Source organism: Ferrimicrobium sp. (assembly GCA_022690815.1).
Taxonomy (GTDB): Bacteria; Actinomycetota; Acidimicrobiia; order Acidimicrobiales; family Acidimicrobiaceae; genus Ferrimicrobium.
The window spans coordinates 15,573-38,880 of the sequence record JALCZJ010000002.1 but is presented as its reverse complement, the minus strand read 5'-3'; the positions used below and the strand labels follow the sequence as shown (position 1 = coordinate 38,880).

Below are 23,308 nucleotides of genomic sequence, written 5' to 3'. Positions count from 1 at the left end.
TTATAGGTCTTGGTTAACGGTGCAGCGATGCGAGATGGCACCGACTACTCCACGTGAGCCGCCCCTAGCGTAGCTTTGTAGTGCGACGCGGTATCGGGCATCGCGCCAGATGTCGATACGACCAGGTAGCAACGAAAGGAGTTGGTCGGACATGGCTTGGGCATTTGGGGGCAGTGCTTTGCCAAAGCGTGCCAACAGCTCATGAGCACCGTGAAAGTCCTGGTGCTGAACCATGAGCGCAGTCACAGCGTCTAGGTCGCTGAGGCTCCAAGTATCAAGAACACGAGCAAGACCCTCTTCAACTTGGGAGAAGTGGTCGTTCTCCACTCGTTCTGACGCAATCGCACTCTCAGCGTATTGAGCACTTTGATCCCACGAGAAGCGGCGACTTGTCTGGTATGCACGTTCGATACGAGCTTGTACATCAGCTTGTGTTGAGGGATCATCTGTCAGAACCATGCGAATCGCGCGAGTCAGATCATCTACCGACGCTTCCATCCAATGAAACTCGCCACCGATTGGACCAAGATCACCATCGGAGTCTCCATCCCCAATAGCATGAGTGGCCCGAATCATCAGCGCGTTCTGGTCGTTGGCATAATCGTCCGCTGCTCCACCTTGTGTCATCACCACAGCAGTACCAAGACTCATGGCTTCGAGTCCTCCCAAGTAGAACCCTTCCGCTCGATACGGGTGAACCAGGGCAACCGACTGCGCAATCAGCAGGTCGAGTTCCGCCCTACTCAAGCTGTCACGGCAAACCTCGGTAACAGCACGAACACGGGGAAATTTGTCGATCATCATATCGACTAGTGACTGGTTGCGATAAAACGAGTCGTTCCCTGACTCCTTGATGACCACATGGGTGTGTGCAAGCTCGCCGTCGCTGAGACCATCTACGGCCATCACGAACAGGTCAACCCCCTTTCGCCAGATACCACCACCAAGGAACAGCAGTTGACCCGGTGCTTTCTTGCCTTGACTCAGGCTACTTTGATGAACCCCTAAGGGAACAACTCTGATCTTTGCAGGATCAGCGCCCCCTTCAACCCAGCAGGACTTAACGAACTGGGTATAGGCCCACACCTGATCGACCTGATCGAGTTTGTCGATCCAGGCAAGAGGCACGCCACCAAACTCCCACGGTTGAATCACAATAAACTTCTGACACGCCGGGCGATCCCACTTGGGTGGCCAGAACTCACGGATGCAGACATCCCCAACCCCCACTGGTCTAAGAGGGAAGGGGGCAATGCCTAACTGGGTGCAGCTTGCAAGAAACCCATCCTCATCTTCGTCAAAGGATGTGAATGCCACCTGATGGCCTCGCGCTCGGAGTGCGTTCGCAAGGTTTAAGTTGACGATGCCGTAGCTGTTGTCGAAGCGAGTGTTTCCCTCAAAGACAATATCCACCATGCGCCCCTTCTTCATAGTGCCTTACCATCCATCGGATACCCTTTGATGACCTTGAGGTATCGGACTTCGTGTGCTCGCTCGCATCTTTTTGGATCACATACTTAAGTTTGCGGAAAATGCAGACGATGACTCCCAAGACGCCAGGCTGATACTGGTGTCCCGTAGGCAACTACGTGGGAATTCAAGGAGGATTCATGTCCCTATCTGTCAATACCAACATCTCTGCTATCGAGGCGTACAATAACTTGAACGCCACCAACAACGCGATGCAGACCTCGATCAATCAGCTGTCGTCGGGCCTCAAGATCCAGAACGCTTCACAAGGAGCGGCGGACTATGTGATCTCACAGGGCCTTCAGACCCAAGCCAACGGTCTCGGTGTTGCAATCAACAACGGTCAAGATGCAGTATCTGTGCTTCAGATCGCGACCGGTGCGATGAACCAGCAGATCTCAATTCTGCAAACCATGAACCAGCTTGCGACCCAAGCCGCTAACGGGGGCGCGAACAACAGCACTTCGGAAAACGCCGATCAGCAAGAGTTCACAGCCCTACAAAACCAGCTTGACCAGATCGCGAACTCGACTCAGTTTGGTAGCACCCAACTGCTAAACGGAACCTACACTGGCCAGTCGTTCCAGATCGGTGCTTATGCTTCCACAGTCGATCAAGTAGTCGTGAGCATTGGCAACCTTGGCTCTGCATCGTTGGGCGTTAGCACTTCAGATGCAAGTATCGGAACAGCGTCGGCAGCATTCTCGGCAATGTCGCTCGTCCAGGCCGCGATCACCCAGGTCGCATCCGCCGAAGCCGCCATTGGAGCGACACAGAACCAGATCCAGGACATCATCTCCAACGATACGGTTGCCCAGCAGAACGTGACGTCGGCAAACTCAACACTGGTCGATACCAACATGGCTAAGGCGATGACGAACTTCTCATCCCAACAGGTGTTGATGCAGGCCGGTGTCGCGATGTTGTCGCAGGCACAAGCGTTACCGCAGCTTATTCTCAAGCTTCTTCCGTAATTACCTTTTCCTTCCATTCATTCTCGCTCAAAGTGGGTCGTGGGTTCACCTGCGGCCCATTTTGGGTAATAGACCGGACAACTCAACGCAGGGGAACACACAAGACATCAAGGAGGTTGTATGTCTTCGATCTCACCAACCACAAGCACGTCCACGACCACAGGGACGAGTTCTACCACCTCGTCAGGCTCGACCACTTCATCGGATACCACAAGCCCATTTGCTCCCGCGATTCAGTTCAATGGTGTGATCTCGGGACTCGATACCAGTTCCATCATCAACGCACTCATGCAAGCTTATGAACAGCCCCAGGTAGACATCCAGAACCAGATCAACTCGCTCAATACCAATCTCAATGACTATCAACAGCTCTCGTCGGACTTTCTCAATCTCCAAACCGCAGCCAACAACTTGAACGTACCCTCTGATTGGCAAGTGACCTCGGCCACTACCTCAGATCCCAGTGTGGCGACCGCTACCACCACATCGGGGGCAACGCCGTCAACGATCAGCTTCAACGTCGATCAACTGGCCCAAGGCAACGTTCTCGCCGGAGCTAACACGCTTGGCTCGCTTTCCTCCACTGTCGCCTCCGGCAACTTCCTGCTCTCATCGAGTGCCTCAGGTTTTGGTGTCAGTTCCCTCGCTGGCAGTGGCCTCGCCGTTGGCAACCACTCCTTTGCCGTCACCCAAGCCCTTACGGGGGGCACGGCAACTGGCTCATCCGCGCTGGCGAGTTCGATCACCATCGGCTCGTCCAATGACACGATCGATGCCACCGTTAACGGGACCGCCGAGAGCTTTACGATTGCCAGTGGCACCTACACGCCCTCCCAACTTGCCCAAGCTGTCAGCACCGCAACGAGTACTTCCGGTACTCCCTTGCTCAATGCACAGGTCAACACACGCGGACAACTTGAAGTTGGCACGTCACTGTTGGGCAGTTCCGCCTCGCTCCAAATCACCGGAGGCTCAGCCCTATCCTCACTGGGTCTTAGCACACAGTCAACGGCATCGGTTGGGACCGCAGGGTCAATTACCCTCGACGGTACCGCGACAGCGATCAACAACGTCCAGGCAGGTTCTACCACCACCCTCACCGATGGTACCGGTGGAACCGTCACAATGGGTATCGGCACCTTTGGGCTTGACAAGGGCAGCTTTAGTGCCTCAGAGATCTCGGCTGGTAGCGGAAGTTTGAGTTCGGTGGTCTCAAACATCAACGCAGCCAACGCCGGTGTTACCGCGTCGGCAGTGCAGGTTGGTACCAATGCCTACATCCTCCAACTTTCGTCCAACTCGACTGGAACCGACGGCAACATCACCGTCGAGGCATCGCCGTTCTCGGCATCGGTGGGGAGCTTTAACACGGTAACCGAAGGCCAGAATGCTCTGATCAGCGTCGGTGGCTCAGGAGGCTACGAACTTTCCTCACAGACCAACACCGTTTCTGGAGTACTGCCGGGCGTCGATATTAACCTTGTATCCGCGCAAGCCCCTGGGTCATCTCCTATCACGCTCTCGGTCACACCCGACGGGACGAAAATGGCGACCCAAGTCCAAGCGCTCGTCACTGCGGCCAACACCGCTCTCTCTGACATCAACACATATGCGGGGTACAATGCCGCCACCGGTAAGGGTGGACCGCTGATGGGCAACGCGGATCTCAATGCGCTCACATCTCAGATACTGGGTGTGATTGCCAATGCAGTAGGGGCTAATGGCACAACCGCAGCCAATGCCGGTATCACACTCAACAAGAACGGCTCCATCGACTTCAACGCAACTACCTTTGCCAACGCCTATGATGCGAATCCATCCCAGGTCGCATCGATCTTCACCCAGGGGGGCACGTTAAATGCTAGCTCAAATGCCTATTCTGGATCGGTGTCGTTCAGCTACGCGAGCAACGCCACCCAACCTGGCAGCTACGCTGTTGTCGTGTCGCATTCGGCCACCCAAGCCGTAGACACCGGTAGCGTCGTTGCTGGTGGCGCGATCACAAGCGCCGAGACACTTTCCTTCACCTCTGGTGGAATAACTGCAACTTATGCCGCTAGCGCGGGCGAGTCGCTTGCAAATATCGCAGCCGGTATCAACGCCTCGTTTGCTTCGGCGGGTCTCGGGCTCGCAGCTACGGTCAACACGACCTCATCGGGGTCCCAACTCGTGGTCTCGTCCGAGAATTATGGTTCAGCCCAGAGCTTCACAGTTGCGACAAGTGGTACGACCGGACAACTGGGCCTTACTGCGAACGGTACCACTTACACCGGAACCGATGTCGCCGGAACCATCGATGGTGTTGCCGCCACCGGAAGTGGACAGTTCCTCACGGCCCCACTCGATAACCCAACGTTGGCGGGACTCTCACTCCAGATCACTGCCACAGGCATCACCAGTGCGACCAATCTTGGCAACTTTAACTACACGGCAGGTATCGCAGGTGGGATGGGCATCACCGGTTACGGGGCGTCTGACCCAGTGACTGGCTCGCTTTCTAGCACAATATCGAGCATCAACCAGCAGATCTCAAGCCTGCAACAACAATACAACAGCTATACGCCGATGATCCAGAATGAGCAGCAGATGCTTCAACAGGAGTTCGACAACATGGAGGCCCAGTTGGGCACGTTGAAGAATCAAGGCAGCTATCTATCGGGTGAGATTGCCCAACTCTCGACCGGCGGGTAAGGTCGATACTTGACCGTTCAGTACGATCACGACGGTGCAACGATGCCTACCGATCGACGATCCTGAGCGAGTCGCTTTTGGCGATGTGATTGCAACCGCTCGTGTGATCGACTCTACCCACCCGTAGAGACAAGACCCTGTTCTGCCAAGGCTGCATCCCAATAGTCCTGGCGCTCGCGTTGCAGGTGACGAGCGACTAACGATCCCGCAGCTAGAATCGTTCGGTCATCAGGATCTATGGCGTGCATTTGAGTCAAGGCCCTATCAGCAATCTCAGGATCGATCTGGAGCAGTTGGGCGAGGATGAGAGGCTTCTTGTCATCGAGTAGCGCGTCAACTAACTCTGTGACTGGCACATCACCGGCTTCCATAAAGCCCAGAAGTTCGCCAAAATGCATGTCCATGACGCCGCGCGAAATACCTTCGATCACCACTCGCGCAGCATCTGCTGGGCGTTCTAACTTCACAAGTGCTCTCGCCTTCATTGCGATGAGTCCATCAGGCTGCACGGTGAGTCCATCGCGATCTGCCACCACGCGAGTGACCTGACTGGCATACTCGATAGCATCTGCGAAGTCACCTTGATCGTAAGCGATCATCGCCCGATCATTCGCAGCGAACTCTGGGGCAAAGCCCAGGGACTCGTATCGGTCGATGACATCAAGTGCTTCGTCGTATCGCTTGACAACCCGCAGCCAAGTACCTAATGCCAGTGTTGCAATGCGCTCCATAGCAGGGGAATCCCCGGTTAAGACTTTGGTTTGAACCAACTCAATAGCCTCTTCGTATCGCGATGCCATAGTTAGTGATCGTGCTTCATGCAACGCCACCTCTTCGGGTGATGCCGCAGAGTCGTTGTGCTCAGCAATGCGGATGTTGCGCTCGGCCTTGTTCCTCGCAACCATCGTGGTATCGAGATAGCCGAGATGTTCAAGGTGGAACTCCACAGATTGTGCTGCATAACATGTTCGCCGACTGTCACGGTACCACACGGTCTCATGAAGCGCTCCCCTCCAATAGCAATCCTTACGGCGAAACAGGCGATTCGCGTAGTGCTGAGTGGAAGTCAGCCCCGCACCAGTCACGTTTTGGATACGGACGGAGTAGGACTCAAAGGGTGCGAAAGGGTCTTCAAGGCGCACCTTCAAGGCGTTGATATCTCCACGCACACGCTCATCGGCGTCGATCCAGAGCACCCAAAGTCCGTGAGCGTAGTTGAGTGTCTGGTTCCTTGCCCAGGCAAAGTCGTCTCGCCACTCGCCTTCGATGACCGTTGCGCCATGCGCTTTGGCGATCTCGACAGTAGCGTCACTTGATCCGGTATCGTAGACAATCATCTCGTCCACAAGCCCACGTACCGAGTCCAAAGCGTCTCCCAACATCACCTCTTCATCTTTGACGATCATACAAAGTGACACCAATGGGGATAGAGGCTCGGCCCCTGGAATGAGTTGCTCTTTGACCACAGATGCGAAGACCGCCGACCCTTGCGCAAGCAGAAGTGGATGTGAACGATAGAGGTTAGTGAACACATCCTTTGATATGGTTTTGCCAGGTATTTCAAGTGCATCGAGAGCCCACGCGCTCGGGGCACAAGCTACAAGTTCGGTGGCATAAGCGATTGGTTGCACGATGCCGTGAAATGCTTTACGCATCTCATTGGCGTACACCATCTGATCCTTGAGGTAGCGTACCGACTGATGATCTTCTAGTATCGTCCGCTGAGGACCATGAACGTTTGGGGACACTGGAACAATGACGGACTCGGGATAGTCGCTCACGACGGATGACAGCTCGTCTGTCCATCCAGCGGTCACGGATGCGTCTGGCGACAGAATAATCGCATGGCTCGCTCTTGCGATCTTTTCACAATCCCTTGTATCGAGGGCATCCCCTTGAAGGAGGCAAACGACTGGCAAGGTCGAAGGGGTGACATCTGCGAGATAGCGCTTGGTTGGACGACGAGCATCTTCGTTTGCAAGCAATGCAACGATTACTAGGGCAGGCTTCGTCACGGTTAGGCCCCTTTCGATTGAGTCACTTCCTCTCAACTTCGTCCAACCATGGACCCGACTTGATCAACAATCACTTGGAACGTTTAAGCAAGAACACTCTCATGCTCTGTGGTGAACACACGACCCATCACCAAGACAAGACGTGCATTGGCCATCATGACCACCCCGACTGTCTGGCATTGGGTCTCGTGATCGGCAGGGTCAGTGTCGTTACGCCAGCAGCAGCATCATCTTCTTTAAACGCGAACCTGATGCGAGCGAGGTAGTTGAGACCCGCCGAGGGCAAATCAACCGCCGTCGACGCCCCACCACCACCTGACAACGCCGGTGCGCGCCTGACGTTGACGTTGGCCGCCTCGCCGTTGACTGCCTCACAAGGCAAGCCATCCCTCAAGTAAAGTGCCCGCAGCCACTAAGTCCCAGTACCGTCGATCGAAAGTACTCGAACTACGCGGAGTTGCTCTCCTCATGAAAGGAGCACGCTCACAAGATCCACCACACCCGCCGGCGGCTTCCAGACACAATAGTCGAATCGCGGAGCACCATAAGTCGACTTCCAAATCGACTCATCGATGCACCGACGAAGCTCTTCAATCAGAGTGCTTCGATCACCCTTGCTAGGCTAGGCGATGAGTCGTCGTAGAGATCCTTAGTGCTCAACCTTCAGGAGTAATGCATCGCCCTGGCCGCCACCACCGCAAAGCGCGGCGGCACCCATACCACCACCTCGCTCAACCAGCTCGGTGATGAGCGTGAGCGCGAGTCTTGCACCAGAGGCTCCGATTGGGTGACCCAGCGCAATCGCGCCACCGTTGACATTGACGACGTCTTCACTGATGCCCAGATGGTCCATGGATGCGATGGCTACGGCCGCGAAGGCTTCGTTGATCTCGAAGAGGTTGATATCACCGACCGACATTCGGGCACGGCGCAACGCATCGTTGATCGCGTTGGATGGCTGATGGAGCAGCGACGTGTCCGGACCGGCAACCTGCCCATAGCCGATGATCTCTGCAAGTGGCGTGATTCCCAGTGATCGTGCCTTGTCCTCAGACATGATCACCAACGCTGCGGCACCATCGCTGATCTGAGACGCATTACCAGCGGTAATGGTACCGCCTTGATCGAACGCCGGACGTAGCTTTGCCAGCGACTCCATCGACGTCTCTGGACGCACGCCCTCGTCGGTCTCGACGAGGAGGTCATCCCCACGACGCTGCGGAACAGCCACCGGTGTAATCTCCTTGGCCATGCGTCCGTTCTTGATAGCCTTGGCTGCGCGCTCGTGCGAGAGCATCGAGAAGTGGTCTTGGCGCTCCCTGGAGATCGGAGCGGTGCCGAGATAATGTTCGGTTGCGAGCCCCATGGCCATCTTGTCAAAGGCACAGAAGAGTCCGTCATAGAGCATCGCGTCGATCAGTTGGACATCGCCCATACGAAAGCCATTGCGGGCCCCAGGCAGAAAGTACGGCGCCTGCGTCATCGACTCCATGCCGCCAGCAACCACGATATCGGCCTCACCGGCTCGGATCATCAGATCAGCCAGGTGGATGCTGTTGAGCCCGGAGAGACAAACCTTGTTGACCGTAGTGGAGGGAACCGACATCGGAATGCCTGCGCCAACGGCTGCCTGGCGAGCCGTGATCTGACCCTGACCAGCCTGGAGCACATGCCCCATGAACACGTACTCAACGGCCTCGGGGTCGAGTGCCGCTCGCTTGAGTGCCTCCTTGATCGCGATCGATCCAAGGTGCATGGCCGTCATGGAACCCAGACTCCCAGAAAGCTTACCGATTGGGGTACGGGCCCCTGATACGATCACAGACTTCGTCATCTGCCGTCCTTTCTCCTTAACACCAGTATAGGAGTCGGGCAGGATGCAACCAAAGTTCGGGGATGCACCGATATTGACTTGCCGCTTGACCTCAAACACCGGCCATCAACTGGTAGCATACCCCCATGACAATCGAACTGATCGATGCCATCAACGCCGACGCCACCGGCGAGGAGTTGGCGCAATTGCCCTTACCCACCCACTATCGCGCGGCCTTTCTCCGCAAAGAAGATGTCAACATCTTTGACGGCGTGCCCTCGGCCGAACGAGACCCATCGCGATCACTCCATGTCGATATGGTCCCGATGCCCGAGCTCGCACCCGACGAGGCGGTGATCGCGGTCATGGCCTCGTCGATCAACTACAACACCGTATGGTCGTCCTTATTTGAACCGGTACCCACCTTCGACTTTCTCAAGCGAATGGGGCGATCGCACAACCTCTGGAACCGACGCCACGATCTTGACTATCACGTGCTCGGCTCCGATGCCTCCGGTATCATCGTCCGAGTTGGATCAGCGGTGCGGAACTGGAATGTCGGCGACCGGGTGACGATCCACTGCAACTACGTAGACGATCAGGATCCCTCGTCCCACGATGACTCCATGCTGGCCGCTGAGCAGCGCATCTGGGGCTTTGAGACCAACTTCGGCGGACTCGCCGACTTTGCCATCGTCAAGGCGAACCAGCTGATGCCTAAGCCAGCCCATCTCACCTGGGAGGAGGCGGCGATCAATCCCTTGTGTAACTCGACATCCTATCGCATGATCGTCTCGAAGAACGGGGCCCACATGACCCAGGGCCAGGTGGTGCTCATCTGGGGGGCCACGGGAGGCATTGGCAGTTACGCCGTCCAGTACGTGTTAAACGGTGGAGGTATCCCCGTAGGCGTCGTCTCATCGCCGAGGAAAGCCCAGCTACTGCGCGAGATGGGCTGTGAGTACATCATCGACCGATCTGCCAACGGTTATCGGTTCTGGAAGGACGAGAACACCCAAGATGAGACCGAGTGGCGTCGATTCGGTGGGGACATCAGAGCACTCGTCGGCGAGGACCCCGACATCGTCTTCGAGCACCCAGGACGTGAAACGATGGGGGCGTCGGTCTACGTCGCCAAACGTGGTGGTCTGATCATGACCTGTGCTGCAACCTCGGGCTATCGCATCGAATACGACAATCGCCACCTCTGGATGAAACTCAAGTCCATCAAGGCAAGCCACTTCGCCAACTACCGTGAGGCCTATGAGGCCAACAAACTCATCGCCAAGGGGATGGTCCAGCCCGTACTCTCAGCAACCTACGATCTTGTGAACGTCGGCGAGGCAGTGAATGTGGTCCGGGCCAACCTCCACGAAGGAAAGGTCGGGATCCGCTGCCTCAGCCTTGCCGATGGTCTCGGTATCAGCGACCCGGACTTTCGTGCTCGGGTTGGAGAGGACAAGATTACGCTGTTCGAGCGATTCGCCCGCAGCAAGCAACTGGAGGGTTGATGAATACCACCGAGATCGACCATATCGCGATCGCCGTCATCGATCTCGATGCCGCGATCGAGCACTATGAGAACCTAGGCGCAAAGCTGGTTCATCGAGAGCGCGTGACATCGGACGGGATCGATGAAGTACTGCTTCAGATAGCAGACTCCTACATCCAGCTGGTCTCACCCTTTAGCGAGTCCTCCACCGTCGCACGGTTTCTCAACCGACGAGGGGAAGGGCTGCACCATCTGGGTCTTCGTGTGCCAGATTGTGCCGAAGCCCTTCGCGAGCTAGCACAGCAGGGATTCGAGCTACTCGATACCGAACCTCGTCCAGGCTCACGCAATACGCTCGTGGCGTTCGTCCATCCAAAGAGTGCCAACGGCACCCTGATCGAGTTGGTCCAAGAGGGACCAACTCAAACGAAGGTCGACCCCAGTCAGCCCTAGCAGCTGCTAGAGGCGATAACGGCCGTCAAGGGCCCTGGAGAGAGTGACCTCATCGACGTAGTCGAGGTCGCCACCGACGGGCACCCCAGTAGCGAGCCGCGACACGTTGACTCCCGCTGGCGCGATGAGCTTTGCAAGATACGTTGCCGTTGCCTCACCCTCAATGGTCGAGGAGGTGGCAAGAATAACCTCTTGCACAGTGCTGTCTCTCAGTCGGTTCAGTAGCTCACCGAGGTGCAACTGCTCTGGGCCAACCCCGTCCATCGGGCTGATCACCCCGCCAAGCACGTGGTACAGACCACGAAACGACAGGCCTCGTTCAAAGGCAAGCACGTCCCGTGGCTCCTCTACCACACAGATCACCGAGCGGTCTCGACTCACATTGGCACAGACACTGCAAAGATCGTCTTCACTCAGTGAAAAGCATTCACGACAATGCTTAGTGTTGACGGCGGCTGCCAGCAACGCATCAGCCAACCGCTGGGCATCTTGGGGACCACGCTTGACCATGAACAGCGCAATCCGCTGTGCCGACTTGGGCCCAATGCCGGGAAGCCGCGAGAGCTCATCCATTAGTTTGGCCAACGACGCAGGATACACGGCCTAGAGCTCTCCTTGGATCAACCTGGCTCCAGGAAAGACGTCAGTGACGTTGGCAACGATCGCATCTTCACTGAAGCGCTGCGTTGACTCAGCTGGTGTGGACACATCGTCAGGCTCGACCAGCATCTCCTCGGGTTCTTCAACCTCCGGAGCCTCGGTCGGTCCAGCGTCGTCGGTCTCACTCTCAAGCAGCATCCGTACCGCGATATTCGCGCCGTACAACTGGCGCATGGTGGCGACGATCTCGTCAAAGTAGGGCTCCAGCTTTTTGCGTCGGGTCTCGTGATCGAGCACGATACCGATCTCACCTGCGTCGATGACCACAAGCCGGGTATCACGGATCCACGTACGAAGGTTGCGCTGCTCGAACGCGAGCACGAACCGATCGAGCCACTCAGCCTGGATCAACGATCGTAGATGTTCGGTGGCGGCGCGGTCAAGCCTCTCTCCCGCTGCGCCACCACGGGGGGTTGCACCACCAATCGACTTTTGGGCGGCCGAGGGGCGATCGGCATCGGACCCTCGAGGAGCGTCACGCTCAAGCTGACTCACGGACGGTGATGATTGTCTCGTTGCGGGGCTGTGTCGTGGCTTCGGACCCGTCGGTGTTGGATCAAGGGAGCGCGACGCCTCGTCGCGGGTTTGGCCAGGGACTCGCGTATCGTGGCCGTTGTGTCGGGTGTCGGCCGACATCGGGGTCACCTGCTGCAAGGGAACGGGGTCAGCCCTGACATCTGGCGTCTCATCTCGCAAGCCACCCGCGGCCAGCCTCGCGCCGCCATCGTGATCGACTGTTGGGGTCTCAAGAGCTGTCTCGCCGACCGCGGTGGGATCTATTGTCTCCCGTTCACTCGATGCCGCCTCGGATGTTGTTTCCGCGTTGGGCATTTCATCGTTTATACGTGTTGTCGCGCTGTCATGGGCTGTTGACATCGCTTGTGCGGGCACCGTCGGCGACGAAGCCACCGGCTCACGCGATGGCGAGCGATCATCAGGCGCTGGCGAAGCCTCACTATTGCCACCACGGGTCGAAGGTCGGCCGATGGCACCACGTAGTCGCTGAAGGTCCGCCTTCGATGATCGGGGTGCTGGCGTGCCTTCAGGCTTTGGTTGCACGCTTGTGTCCCGCTCTGGTATCGTCACAGCCCGAACAGGCGTCGCGAGACCATTCGCATCACCGCGCAGAGACGCCTCAAGTTTTCGAACACGTTCCTCGAGGTCGTCGCTCATGCGGGCATCGGCGATGAGTTGTACCAGGACGGCCTCGAGCACGACACCTGGATCCAAAGCATCGCGGACACCAACACTGAGGCGTCCAAGCGTCTCCATGGCCTTTGTGATTCGTGCAAGCGGGTAGGGTCCCCCCTGTCCACGCAGGTTGGCAAGAAATTGGTCCTTCAACCGAACCAGGATTTCAGAGACTACCCAAAGCGGATCGTTGCCTGCGCCAAGCAGGCTCTCAACCGCCAGAACTGTTGCTGGAGCGTCAAGGTCAAGAAGGCTAGCAACGGCGTGCTCGATCGAGGAGTCGACCTCAGGGATCACCTGATCAAGCGCGAGGACCTGCTCGAGTACCGAGAGGGTGTCCCGGGCTGATCCGCGTCCTCGACGCAACACCCATTGTCGCGTCGCAGCGCTCAGTTCGACACCGGTACGAGCAGCGATGTCATCGACGACCTCACCAGCGGTCGAGGCATCAAGGAGATGGAACTCAAAGTGCTGCGTCCTCGAGACCACGGTTTGCAGGACCTTTTGGGGATTCGTCGTTGCCAGAATGAAGATAACGTGTGGTGGAGGCTCCTCGAGTGTCTTGAGCAACGCGTTCGACGCCGCCGTTGAGAGCATGTGAACCTCGTCGATGATGTAGACCTTCCAACGCCCGGCACCCGCCGTTGCAACCGTCTGAATCAGCCACCGCATGGCGTCGACACCGGAGTTCGACGCTGCATCAAGCTCCTCAATCTCACCCGACGCTCCCGATGCGATCGCGACACATGACCCGCACGCGAGGCATGGCTCGCCGTCAACTGGATGCTCACAATTCAACGCTTTAGCCAGTATTCTCGCCGTTGAGGTCTTGCCCGTCCCACGTGGGCCAGAGAAGAGATAGGCATGCCCGACCGTGTCGGAGGCGACCGCAGCCCTGAGCGCCCTCGTGACATGGTCCTGGCCAAGCACCTCCGAGAAGCGCTGAGGCCGAAACCTCCGATACAAGGACTGGTAATTGGCAGGCACGAGGTCATCCTAATGTCAACAGCTCGATGCGAACGCCCGCAAGAGACGAGCCGTGTCCATCACGGAAGTCAGGCGACCCACGGTACCCGAGATACCTTGCTGAGGGCTGCTGCCTTCCGGCCCTGACCCGGTTCACGAGGTCCCGCCACGTGGGGCCCGACCTCCGTGATGGACACGGCCCAGAGAAACTATAAGCTAGTGTAGCACGCTTGGAGTCTGACGGCTCTGGGGTCCGGAGGGGTGCGAGAGCGGCCGAATCGGCGCGATTGGAAGTCGCGTGTGGGGCAACTCACCGTGGGTTCGAATCCCACCTCCTCCGCTCCGAGGCCAAGGGGTCGATTACGACCCCTTGGCCTGCGCGCTCTCGCCAACAAACTTCGGGCAATGGGCTCTGACTAATGCGCTCCTGACGCGTTCACGATGTCACCGGCAGATCGACCCTTGGTTCGATTGGCCCTTGGCTCGATTGGTATTGCAGGAGCAGTCATTGACGCGAACCAACGAGTACACCGAGGTGAGATGTCTGATCGCCCACCTGGCCGATACCTATGGCCAAGCTGTTTGGCAGCCGACTACTTGGCCGTTGCCTCAATGAGGGCGCGGATCTCGCCGAGCTGCTGTGAGGAAAGCACATGGTGCTGGGTCCCAACATTGCGTTCCACCTGAGCCCGAGACGTTGCCCCAGCAATGACCGAACTAACCACCGGTTCACCGAGCAGATAGGCGAAGGCGAGATCGAGCAACTCCATATCGTGGTCTCTGGCATAGCCCTCGAGGTGTTCAACCTGGTCCCATCGCGCACGCTCGAGTTGCTCGGGACGCGACGCGAGCCTGGTCCCTTCGAGCGGCGCCTGCCCCCGACGGAACTTACCAGTTAAAAGACCCGCGGCCAGTGGATAGAACGGCAAGATACCAACGCCATACTTGGTGGCTGCTGGAACAAGTTCGGCCTCTACCGCACGCTCGAGGACGGAGTAGTGGTTCTGGGCGGAGATGAACCGTTGCGCGCCGATCGAGCGCGCGATGAGCTCAGCCTCAACAAGCTGGTATCCAGCAAAGTTCGATGATCCGATGTAGCGGACTTTACCCTGGTGCACCGCATCGGTTAATGCCTCGAGCGTCTCCTCGATCGGCGTCAACGGATCCGGTTGGTGTAGCTGGTAGAGGTCGATGTAGTCGGTCTGGAGACGCCGCAATGAGGCCTCTAACGCCCGCATCACGTAGCGACGCGAACCGCGTGCGACATTGGTGTCGCCCATATCCATCCCGAACTTGGTGGCCAATACGATATCGTGGCGAAAGGGCTTGATGACCTCACCCATGATCTCCTCAGAGGCTCCATTGCCCCCGTAGATGTCGGCCGTATCGAAGAGGGTGATACCCGCCTCGTAGGCCGCGACGATCACCTCCTTTGACGGCTCAAACTCCAGCCTGCCTCCGAAGTTATTACAGCCGAGCCCGACCTCAGACACCTGTAATCCTGACTGACCCAACTGACGAAATCTCATCATGTCTCCCCGCTGTTGCTCTTGTGTTGTCCCTATGATCCTATTGCTTGCGCTCACACCACACGAAGGAGCTTTCGGTTGTCCTCACGCGCGCACAGTCCGCCGGTCGCGTGCCTCGAGCCCATGCACCCGCGTCAAAGACAACACTGAAACCGAACCGAGCACCTACGCCCCGCTGTCATCGCCACCAGCTTGCGTGGCTCTATAGAGCGCCATCACCCGATCACGAAGTTCAGCAATCTCGATTCCGAGCCGCTGGCTCACCCTGCGCAGATCTTCGAACTCAGGCTTTGCCCCAACCGATGTGACCTTCACGGTGACTACCTGGCCATCGATACCCACCTCAACAAAACTTGGTTCGAGCCGTCGACGCTGTTGGATACGAAATCTCACACCTGGAGATCCAAGTCGACGCTGCACCAACTCCACCATCGCCTCGACATCCTGGGGTTTGGTCAGCATCGTCAGGGCCATCCCAGGACGCGACTTCTTGCCTGTGGTGGCCGTCACGTACGCGTCCAACGCTCCTGCGCGCAAACTCTCCTCGATAAACGCACCGACCACTTCGCCACTGACATCATCGAGATAAGTCTCGATCACTCCAACGTGCTCTACCCAGGCATTCAGGGCATCTGGTGTTCTAGCCACCAACCCTGGCTCCACAACGACACTATGGGTAGACCGTGCAGTTGTGGGACCTGCGGGGGTAGATATGGGGTCTGCAAAGGAAGAGTCGGGGGTGTGAGGATTGTTGGGCGCACAATCAATGAACGCTCTCATGTCGTGGACTCCGCTCATGATGTCTGAGTCATCGACGATCATGACTTGGCAGACATTGGCCACGTCAGGGCTATCACGCGCACCCGCCCCGTATCCCACACCCTGGATAGTTCCGACGGCGCTTGAGTCGATAAGGACCTCGTCGAGCGCTGCGAGGAGGGCCGCTCCCGTTGGGGTCACGCTCTCCTCACCGGGAGCCACCGTCACGACCAACTTCGTCCTGGCTAACAACGCAGCAACCGCCGGTCCAGGCAAGGGAAGATGACCGTGGGCCATCGACAGTGAGCCGAAGTTCACCCCAATCGGCATGATGGACACACCGTCAATACGGTTCAACGCACAGAGATAGGCGACACCTGCGATATCGACCAGCGTATCGACCGAGGCGAGTTCATGCAGGTGTGCGCCGCCGCCATGCACCATCTGCTCGGCGCCACCCAGAAGATCGAGGGCTGCCATTGCGATCTCGGTCCCTTTTGCATCGTCGATAAGCTCGCTCGCCCACCAGCGCAGCTCGTCGAGCGACAGTGATGGTGCGTGAGCGCCGGGTGTGACCTCGCAGTAGATGGCCCGTACCGAAGACCGCGTGACCTCCCGGAACGAAAGGGTACACCAACCTTGCGCTCCTAGCGGCGCAAACAGTTCCTGGAGCCGGTCACCCGAGTTCGTAGCTTGAACGAGCGCTGCGATCAACATATCGCCAGCCACACCGTTGGCAGGGTTGATCACTAAGGTTCGCATCCGGCCTCAACGTATCCCGAGGATGCGAAGCGCGGCACACGCGGCTCCGAAGCCGTTGTCGATGCCCATGACCATCAGCCCTTGCGCACACGAGGCAAGCATCGATGCCATTGCTGTCTCACCACCGTGAGCCACTCCATAGCCAATCGACGTTGGAACGCCAATGACAGGCACCGAAACCATCGAGGCCACGATGGTAGCCAACGCTCCCTCGAAGCCCGCCAGCACGATCAAAACCTCAACGCCACGAGTCTCATCAAGGGCAACCATCGTCCGCTCGATGGCGGAGACTCCGCAGTCGAGGATCAGGTGTGAATCGACCCCGAGTGCCGTCAGCACCGCTCGGGCCTCCAGTGCCATCACGCGGTCTGAGGAGCCTCCAGCGAGGATGCCGACTCGCTTAGTTGTGTTCATCGCCAGTGGTCGCGTCACCAGAGTCACATAGTCGCTCCCCTCTTCGATGGTGGGAAAGGAGAGCCAAGGTGCCAGCCCTGCAATGAGTTCAAAACGCGTCGGGTCAAAGCGGGTCACCAGCACCGGACCAGATCCCTCCAGCGCGAATTTGATCATCTCGACAAGTGCCGCATCACTCTTGCTCGCAGCATAGATGGCCTCCGGTAACCCGATACGTGCCCTTCGGCCAGCATCGAACCAACCGTATTCGCCTCGACGCAGCCGATTATTCGAATTTTCATCCACGATTCGAGCCTACCGGGCATGTCATGGACCGCTAGTCTCCTCTTATGGATGAATCCACCCCATCGTGCATCTCTTATCTTGGGCCAGCCGGGACCTTCACGGAAGAGGCTCTGATCGAATTTATGGGCGATCGAGCCTATGAAGGCATAGCCCGGGCAACCATCGAAGAAGTCTTGGCCGACGTCGCGTCGGGCGCTTGCGAATACGGGTTCGTCCCCATCGAGAACTCGATCGAAGGTACGGTAACACCAACCCTTGACGCGCTCATCTTCCGTTTCCGACTCCAGATCTATGCCGAATTCATTCTGCCAGTGCGCCAGCAACTGATCGCTGCCCAAGGGACGCATCTCGACAAGATCGAAACCGTCTACTCCTATGCCCATGCGCTTGCTCAAGTCGGTCGCTTTCTCCGCGAACGGCTACCCAACGCCCAGCTTGAGCACACAAACTCCACAGCGGAGGCGGTTCACCTGGTTGCGCAAACCGACTCGACGACAATCGCTGCGATCGGACCCAAACGAGCCGCACAACTCTATGGCCTCGACGTCCTCATCGCTGACATCGATGACCACAGCGCCAACTCCACCCGCTTTCTGCTCCTGAACAACGATCGGATCCCTCAGCCAACCGGCAACGACAAAACGAGCCTCGTCTGCTTCCAGGTTGAGGATCGGCCTGGCTCCCTGCTCTCCATCCTCGCCGAGATCGCCTCACGAGGGATTAACTTAACCAAATTGGAGTCTCGACCCACAAAGACCGGCATAGGAATCTACTGCTTTGCCATTGACTTGGCTGGCCACATTGCCGAACCACGCGTCCAGGAGGTCATTGGTGACCTCAACCGTTACCTCGGTCATGTCAAGTTCCTAGGCTCGTACCCGACCTTCGTCAACCTCGAACCACGACGTGAACCAGCGACGACAACCGACCCACTGATTAACGAGCTGCTAGCTCAGATCGAACCCCCTGACGCCTCATAACCACCAGAGGTGAACAGCCTCGCCATGGGTGTGCAGGCTCTAGGATATTCTCTCACGCGGAGGGATGGCAGAGCGGACGAATGCGAAGCACTTGAAATGCTTTGGGCCAAAAGCCTCGTGGGTTCGAATCCTACTCCCTCCGCCACCTCCCTTCCTCGCAGCCAGTGGGCGCGTTTGCAGGCTACGCTTCTAGCCCAACTTGCGCAACAACCTCACATCTCCCCAGGTAGATGAGCTAGTAGGGTTTGGCTTGGACCCTACAAATGGGCCGCAGTGCTCTTGATTCTCTTTGAGGGATCTCTGACACCCAAGAGGGCGAGATCTCACGGTGGGTTGGCTCTGGAACAGAGAAGACGCGAAGGTGGGTCACCACCCCTTGGTCGTTGGTGAGCATGAGGGTACTCCTCACGTGAGTAGCGACCTCTTCCTTGATGGTTTGCCAGCTTCGTTTGTCACCTTGAGTGCGTAACGTCAGCTCAATGGCTGAGAGCAGATGATAGGCAAGGACGGAGATGAACAGATGGGCCGCGCATCTTGCGGCTAACTGGTGATAGATAGGACGAAGGCCAAGATCGCTCTTTAGGGACCGAAAGGCATTCTCGACCTGGGTAAGGGTCATGTACAGACCCCAGATCGCATCTTCATCGAAGTGGTTGTGGATCGTCTCGACCACATAGGCACCAAGGAGGGACTCGTCTCGACTCTTGGTGGGCTTTGGCTCGATAGTGAGACTCATCACCCGGTCGACTCGACGCCGGTTGATGACCTTACCCTGGTCCTCGCTATATGCAAGAACAAAGTCATAGTGGTTGGCGATCTTTGGGTACTTGGCCTTGATGCGACCGATCCTCTCTGAGATGAGCTGGGTCCGCTGGATCAACCCTTTGGCGATTGAGTTCGTCAAGCGGCTAGCATCAGCTTGGAACCTCTCCTCGGCTTGGGTGGTGATCCCACGTTCTTTGTCGAGTCTCCCAACTGAGGAGCAAAGGACGACGCTTCGCTCTCCTTGGGTTAACTTCTTGAGCCTGAAAGAGGATCCATTGGCATCGGTGTGCTCGCTAAAGCCCTCCGGGGAGGCGAAGTGTTCTTGGTACAACCGAGATCGCCTCGCCCGTTCGATGACGACGTAGTCGAGGTTGCGCGTTACACACAGGACGATGTTCTCAGTCGTTGCAATTCCTCGGTCCATGACGACCGTGGGGGTAAAGAGATCGTCCTTGCCCAACGCACCAAGATGAGTCAGTACTTGAGCCAAGGCCCTTGGCTCTGCGACATTGCCCTCATAGATCTCGGAGTAGACCGGTAGGCCCCGATCATCGACGGCGAGAGCCAGTGCCACGAGTGGACTGACTTTTCTTATATCCCTGGACCAACGATTCGCGTAACTCTGGACCAATGGATCGGCCGTACTTGGCCAGGGTGTTGACCCTGGCGCTACCCTCGAAGTAGGTATTGGTCAAGTCAAAGAGAAAGAGGGTCTCCTTGGTTGGAAAGAGGGTCCTCTCAGAGCGAAAGAGCTCCCACTCGTTCACCCCCTTACCCTGATAGAGCGCATCCGCTACCCTAAAGACCCGGTCCTTGGCGAGTTTGGCGACATCGATCGCACACAGCTCAGCAATTGAGGAGTTCGAAACGATGACCCGATGGGTGCGACGGTCAGAACCTGGGTGAATGAGACGAGCCAGTATCACCGCTTTGGCAAGACCAAGGTCACGCTCTTTGAGACCAGCGAGTCCAAGCATCCTTTCGAAGCCCAACAGATCCTGCAAGTGATCGCCGATCAGCTCAGGCCCAAGGGTTCTTACCTTGGTGTGGTTAGCAGTTGCTAGATCGATGCGCGCATAGTCAGCGCTCTCATCGCGGGTAACATCAGCAAAGCCAATCTCTGACCTGACACTTAACTTGGCGAGGATGGCCTAAAGGTAGGGCTTGATCCTCTCATCCTCGGCAAAGATGGACTTTACTCCACTCAGGCGTTCACTGAAGGCTCTCGCTAGGGCAGGCCAAAGAGGCTTATTGAGATAAAAATCGGTAAGAGTCAAGATGATGCGCTGTCTCGGCACCTTCTCACTTCGATAGGACTCGATCAACTGATACTTGGTGTAGTTCTTTCCCGTCTTGGTCTTGGTATCGACGGCCCTGATATACGTAGGACAGACGCTACCAGTGGATGCACACGGATCGTGCCAATAATACCGACTATCTACATTCTTAGGACACTACACGAACAACCACATATAACCAAACCTAGCATTCCATCCGCCCAAACTCTACAATACCCCTGTGGATAAAACCTTCACACCCCTAGATATCCACAGGCTGGACATGAATTCGGGAAGGAATTGCGAAAGTCGGGCTAGGCTCGCAGTATCGCCCAAACCTGCCAAGCAAGACCAAAACACCGAGGGGTCGCACGAGTTTCCTCGCGCGACCCCTCGTTCATGAAGAAAACAAGTTACTACCTTGTTATCACTTCGCCCCAGGTGTCAAGGGCGCGCTAGGCGTCAAGGGCGCGCTAGGCGTCAAGGGCGCACCCGTTCCGCTAGGTCCACTTGCGACCCCCGTCGTTGCCGCAAAGTCATCATACAACTTCGAGAGATTAGCGTACCCTAGGCCAGATCCCGGGTTGTAAATCGCCCCAGGAGTGCCGGTGTAGTAGTCGTTCGTGTTGGTGAACTCGCCCGATATCGTCAGCAAATGCCCGTTGTTCTCGCCAGAATAGTAACTGGGCCCGCTGTAGACAAAATTCGAATCCAACGGATGGAACGGGGAGTGAGTCGACTCTGCGAACGAATAGATGTTCGGATTCCAGAAGCCAATCCGGTGCCCAAGCGCACTCTCGTAGTCTGCCGTCACGCCATTGAGCTGCGGCCCAATGAAGCTCGTACCACCGAAGTCAACAAGGGCTGACCCATACGGCTTTTTGAACTGTGGATCATAGGCAACATAGCCAGTCTGAGGATCGGCGTTGAAAGCCACATCCGGCGTCGCTCGGAAACCGGCATTGATCCCGGTGCTTAGGGTCGGCTTCGGGTTCAACTTAAAGCCCGTCGGAAGACTCAAGTTGGTCGGTGGAATCTCTTGATAATCGGTCGGGTTGATGAACTCATAATCAGAGAAAGTGTCCGCACCGATCCCATTCTGATACGACGGGTTGCTAAAGAGCACGCTATAGCCACCACCGGAACCAACGATAGTCCCCGCGGCCGCAGCCTGCTCCGACTTCGCACCCAACGCCCTGTACATCGGCCACAGATAGTCCCAGCCCCACGTCAGCTGTTTGGGAATGTTGACCTCTTCATACCCGGTGGTCACAACCTTGCCTGACTTCGTGGTCTTCGTGATGGGATAGACCTGGCTTCCCGCCAACGTCGTACCACCAACTGAGGTCACATATGGAGAGTCCTCTGGGCTATCAACACCAAGGTTGTAAGTCCCGATGTCGCCTGTCGGATCATAGGCGCCTTGATCGCCCGAGGCAACGAAGTCCGACTGTCCCTGTGCCGCCGACTCGAGGAACGCCTGGTTAAAGGCCGCGGCATAACCCGGAGACTCCTGAGCGGCAGCAACGGAGAATTGGATTGCCGTCTCTGACTCGCCCCAGCTCGCTGACAGCGAACCAGCGATATTCTGACTCGCACCCTTATAGAAAGCGTCGACGAAGCCGTAATCGGTGTTCGGGGCCTGATAGACGACGATCTTGGCCTTCGGTGCAATCGTCCCCGATTGTTCGACATCGATGGTCGTCTCGTCGGACCCGCTGCTGAGGCTCACCGGACCTGCACCACCGTCCACATTCACCAACGTGAGTCGATGTGGCAGCGCCGCGATATGGGCCACGCTTTCCCAAAAATACCTAGGAACACTGGGGTCAACACTGGCCAGTGTGACAATTCCCATGGTCTGACCCTGGCCCTTGTCACCAGCCTTCAGTAGAGGGGTTAGATGATAGTCCTCTTCAAATGCCTGGGGGAGCTGCGAGCTCTTCGCTGTCCCTGTTGGAATCGTGGTGCCACTTGCATTCGCTGTTCCTGGTGTAGCTTCTGGCTTACCTGGAATCGAAAGCGACTCATATGGAGCGTAGTTTGTCAAGCCAAGTACAGCCTCGATATTACCCGCGAGGTTTGCAGGAAGCCGCGGGTTATCTGGCGTAGCAAAGACATGCTGGACTTGACTCGGACCGGCCTGAGCGCCTGCCGGCGCCACCGCTGATGCTGGAACCTCGTAGTTGTTGAACAGCACCGAAAGTGCGTTCTGATATTGTGCCGCCGTGCCCTGCGACGTAACATCAAGCATATCAGCCATGACTTGGGCATGGATGCCAAATGACTTAAGATAAGCGATGAGCTCGTTAACATAGTGAGGGGTCTGGCCGTATTGCCGCGCAAACTGCGCTGGCGTCAGGTAGGCGCCCTTCCAGCCCACATCAACCTTGTTCTCAAGCGCTGTGATATCCCGGCCTGTGAGAATGAAGGAAACCCGCATTTGGGTCGAGCCAGCCGTCGTACCCATCGGCTTCGCCTTGGCGGCAATTGCTGGCGCAAGTCCGCCAGGTACACTAACCTTCGGCACCGGAGCCTGCGCAGCGGTCAACGACGCTGCCGGTGACGCCATCGCCATCGTTGTAAGGCCCAACGCACCCACTGCTCCCAGAGTCACCGCGTGACGAACCAATCTCTTTCGCATCTACTCCCCCTTACAGGTAGCTTACAGGCGCCCGAATCACAATTGAATTCGAGCAGACGTCGAACTGACGCAGGATCAACTATATCAGAACATAGTGGCGCCGTGTAGGCGTAACGAGAAAAACCCGCAAATTTCTTTGCCAGTCGTTCTATGTCTACGTACAGTCGA

General features: G+C 57.2%; 16 protein-coding genes, 2 tRNA genes and 1 other RNA gene. 7 read left to right on the top strand and 12 right to left on the bottom strand.

The features are described from left to right. On the bottom strand, positions 1 to 1,416 hold the full coding sequence (locus MP439_00900; protein MCI2974624.1) for a glycosyltransferase: 1,416 nt from the start codon (positions 1,414 to 1,416) through the stop codon (positions 1 to 3). A gap of 194 nt (positions 1,417 to 1,610) precedes the next feature. On the opposite strand from MP439_00900, the gene MP439_00895 reads away from it, so the two are divergent. Together MP439_00895 and fliD are read left to right on the top strand one after the other, a co-directional pair. Continuing rightward, positions 1,611 to 2,444, top strand: a complete 834-nt coding sequence (locus MP439_00895; protein ID MCI2974623.1) for a hypothetical protein — start codon at positions 1,611 to 1,613, stop codon at positions 2,442 to 2,444. 120 nt (positions 2,445 to 2,564) lie between these two features. Then, positions 2,565 to 5,135: a flagellar filament capping protein FliD gene (gene fliD / locus MP439_00890; protein ID MCI2974622.1), complete on the top strand. Its 2,571-nt coding sequence runs from the start codon at positions 2,565 to 2,567 to the stop codon at positions 5,133 to 5,135. Between the two features lie 113 nt (positions 5,136 to 5,248). Here fliD and MP439_00885 read toward each other — a convergent pair whose 3' ends face one another. After that, entirely contained in the window at positions 5,249 to 7,150 is a 1,902-nt protein-coding gene (locus MP439_00885) for a glycosyltransferase family 2 protein (GenBank protein ID MCI2974621.1), read from the bottom strand. A 649-nt stretch (positions 7,151 to 7,799) separates the two neighbouring features. Then, positions 7,800 to 8,984: an acetyl-CoA C-acetyltransferase gene (locus MP439_00880; protein MCI2974620.1), complete on the bottom strand. Its 1,185-nt coding sequence runs from the start codon at positions 8,982 to 8,984 to the stop codon at positions 7,800 to 7,802. A 125-nt stretch (positions 8,985 to 9,109) separates the two neighbouring features. On the opposite strand from MP439_00880, the gene ccrA reads away from it, so the two are divergent. Next, complete coding sequence (gene ccrA, locus MP439_00875; GenBank protein MCI2974619.1) at positions 9,110 to 10,474, top strand: crotonyl-CoA carboxylase/reductase; 1,365 nt, start codon at positions 9,110 to 9,112, stop codon at positions 10,472 to 10,474. Then, positions 10,474 to 10,908 carry a methylmalonyl-CoA epimerase gene (gene mce / locus MP439_00870; protein MCI2974618.1) on the top strand — a complete coding sequence of 145 codons (435 nt, stop codon included), beginning with the start codon at positions 10,474 to 10,476 and terminating at the stop codon, positions 10,906 to 10,908. The genes ccrA and mce overlap by 1 nt, the downstream gene beginning before the upstream one ends. A gap of 6 nt (positions 10,909 to 10,914) precedes the next feature. Here mce and recR read toward each other — a convergent pair whose 3' ends face one another. The 3 genes from recR to ffs form a co-directional block, all read right to left on the bottom strand. After that, entirely contained in the window at positions 10,915 to 11,481 is a 567-nt protein-coding gene (gene recR, locus MP439_00865; protein MCI2974617.1) for a recombination mediator RecR, read from the bottom strand. Between the two features lie 30 nt (positions 11,482 to 11,511). Next, positions 11,512 to 13,746 carry a DNA polymerase III subunit gamma/tau gene (gene dnaX / locus MP439_00860; GenBank protein MCI2974616.1) on the bottom strand — a complete coding sequence of 745 codons (2,235 nt, stop codon included), beginning with the start codon at positions 13,744 to 13,746 and terminating at the stop codon, positions 11,512 to 11,514. A 63-nt stretch (positions 13,747 to 13,809) separates the two neighbouring features. Then, an RNA gene (gene ffs, locus MP439_00855) (signal recognition particle sRNA small type) lies at positions 13,810 to 13,908 on the bottom strand. Between the two features lie 72 nt (positions 13,909 to 13,980). On the opposite strand from ffs, the gene MP439_00850 reads away from it, so the two are divergent. After that, positions 13,981 to 14,065: transfer RNA gene (locus tag MP439_00850), tRNA-Ser, on the top strand. 253 nt (positions 14,066 to 14,318) lie between these two features. Here MP439_00850 and MP439_00845 read toward each other — a convergent pair. The 3 genes from MP439_00845 to larB form a co-directional block, all read right to left on the bottom strand. Then, positions 14,319 to 15,218, bottom strand: a complete 900-nt coding sequence (locus tag MP439_00845) for an aldo/keto reductase (GenBank protein ID MCI2974615.1) — start codon at positions 15,216 to 15,218, stop codon at positions 14,319 to 14,321. A gap of 201 nt (positions 15,219 to 15,419) precedes the next feature. Further along, positions 15,420 to 16,775 carry a DUF111 family protein gene (locus MP439_00840; GenBank protein ID MCI2974614.1) on the bottom strand — a complete coding sequence of 452 codons (1,356 nt, stop codon included), beginning with the start codon at positions 16,773 to 16,775 and terminating at the stop codon, positions 15,420 to 15,422. Positions 16,776 to 16,781: 6 nt separating this feature from the next. Beyond that, on the bottom strand, positions 16,782 to 17,474 hold the full coding sequence (larB, locus tag MP439_00835) for a nickel pincer cofactor biosynthesis protein LarB (GenBank protein ID MCI2974613.1): 693 nt from the start codon (positions 17,472 to 17,474) through the stop codon (positions 16,782 to 16,784). Positions 17,475 to 17,518: 44 nt separating this feature from the next. On the opposite strand from larB, the gene pheA reads away from it, so the two are divergent. Next, the gene (gene pheA / locus MP439_00830) at positions 17,519 to 18,454 is read left to right on the top strand and encodes a prephenate dehydratase (GenBank protein ID MCI2974612.1); all 936 of its coding nucleotides are present in this window, start codon (positions 17,519 to 17,521) and stop codon (positions 18,452 to 18,454) included. A 58-nt stretch (positions 18,455 to 18,512) separates the two neighbouring features. Then, positions 18,513 to 18,599 (top strand) — tRNA-Ser (locus tag MP439_00825). A gap of 90 nt (positions 18,600 to 18,689) precedes the next feature. Here the strand turns inward: MP439_00825 and MP439_00820 are convergent. From MP439_00820 to MP439_00810, 3 genes are all read right to left on the bottom strand, one after another. Next, on the bottom strand, positions 18,690 to 19,793 hold the full coding sequence (locus MP439_00820) for a transposase (GenBank protein MCI2974611.1): 1,104 nt from the start codon (positions 19,791 to 19,793) through the stop codon (positions 18,690 to 18,692). Then, positions 19,768 to 20,211 (bottom strand): hypothetical protein, encoded by a 444-nt coding sequence (locus MP439_00815; GenBank protein MCI2974610.1) that lies wholly within the window; start codon positions 20,209 to 20,211, stop codon positions 19,768 to 19,770. Before MP439_00815 ends, MP439_00820 begins: the two co-directional genes overlap by 26 nt. Positions 20,212 to 20,923: 712 nt before the next feature. Beyond that, positions 20,924 to 23,140 (bottom strand): S53 family peptidase, encoded by a 2,217-nt coding sequence (locus tag MP439_00810; GenBank protein MCI2974609.1) that lies wholly within the window; start codon positions 23,138 to 23,140, stop codon positions 20,924 to 20,926. Between the last annotated feature and the right edge of the window lie 168 nt (positions 23,141 to 23,308).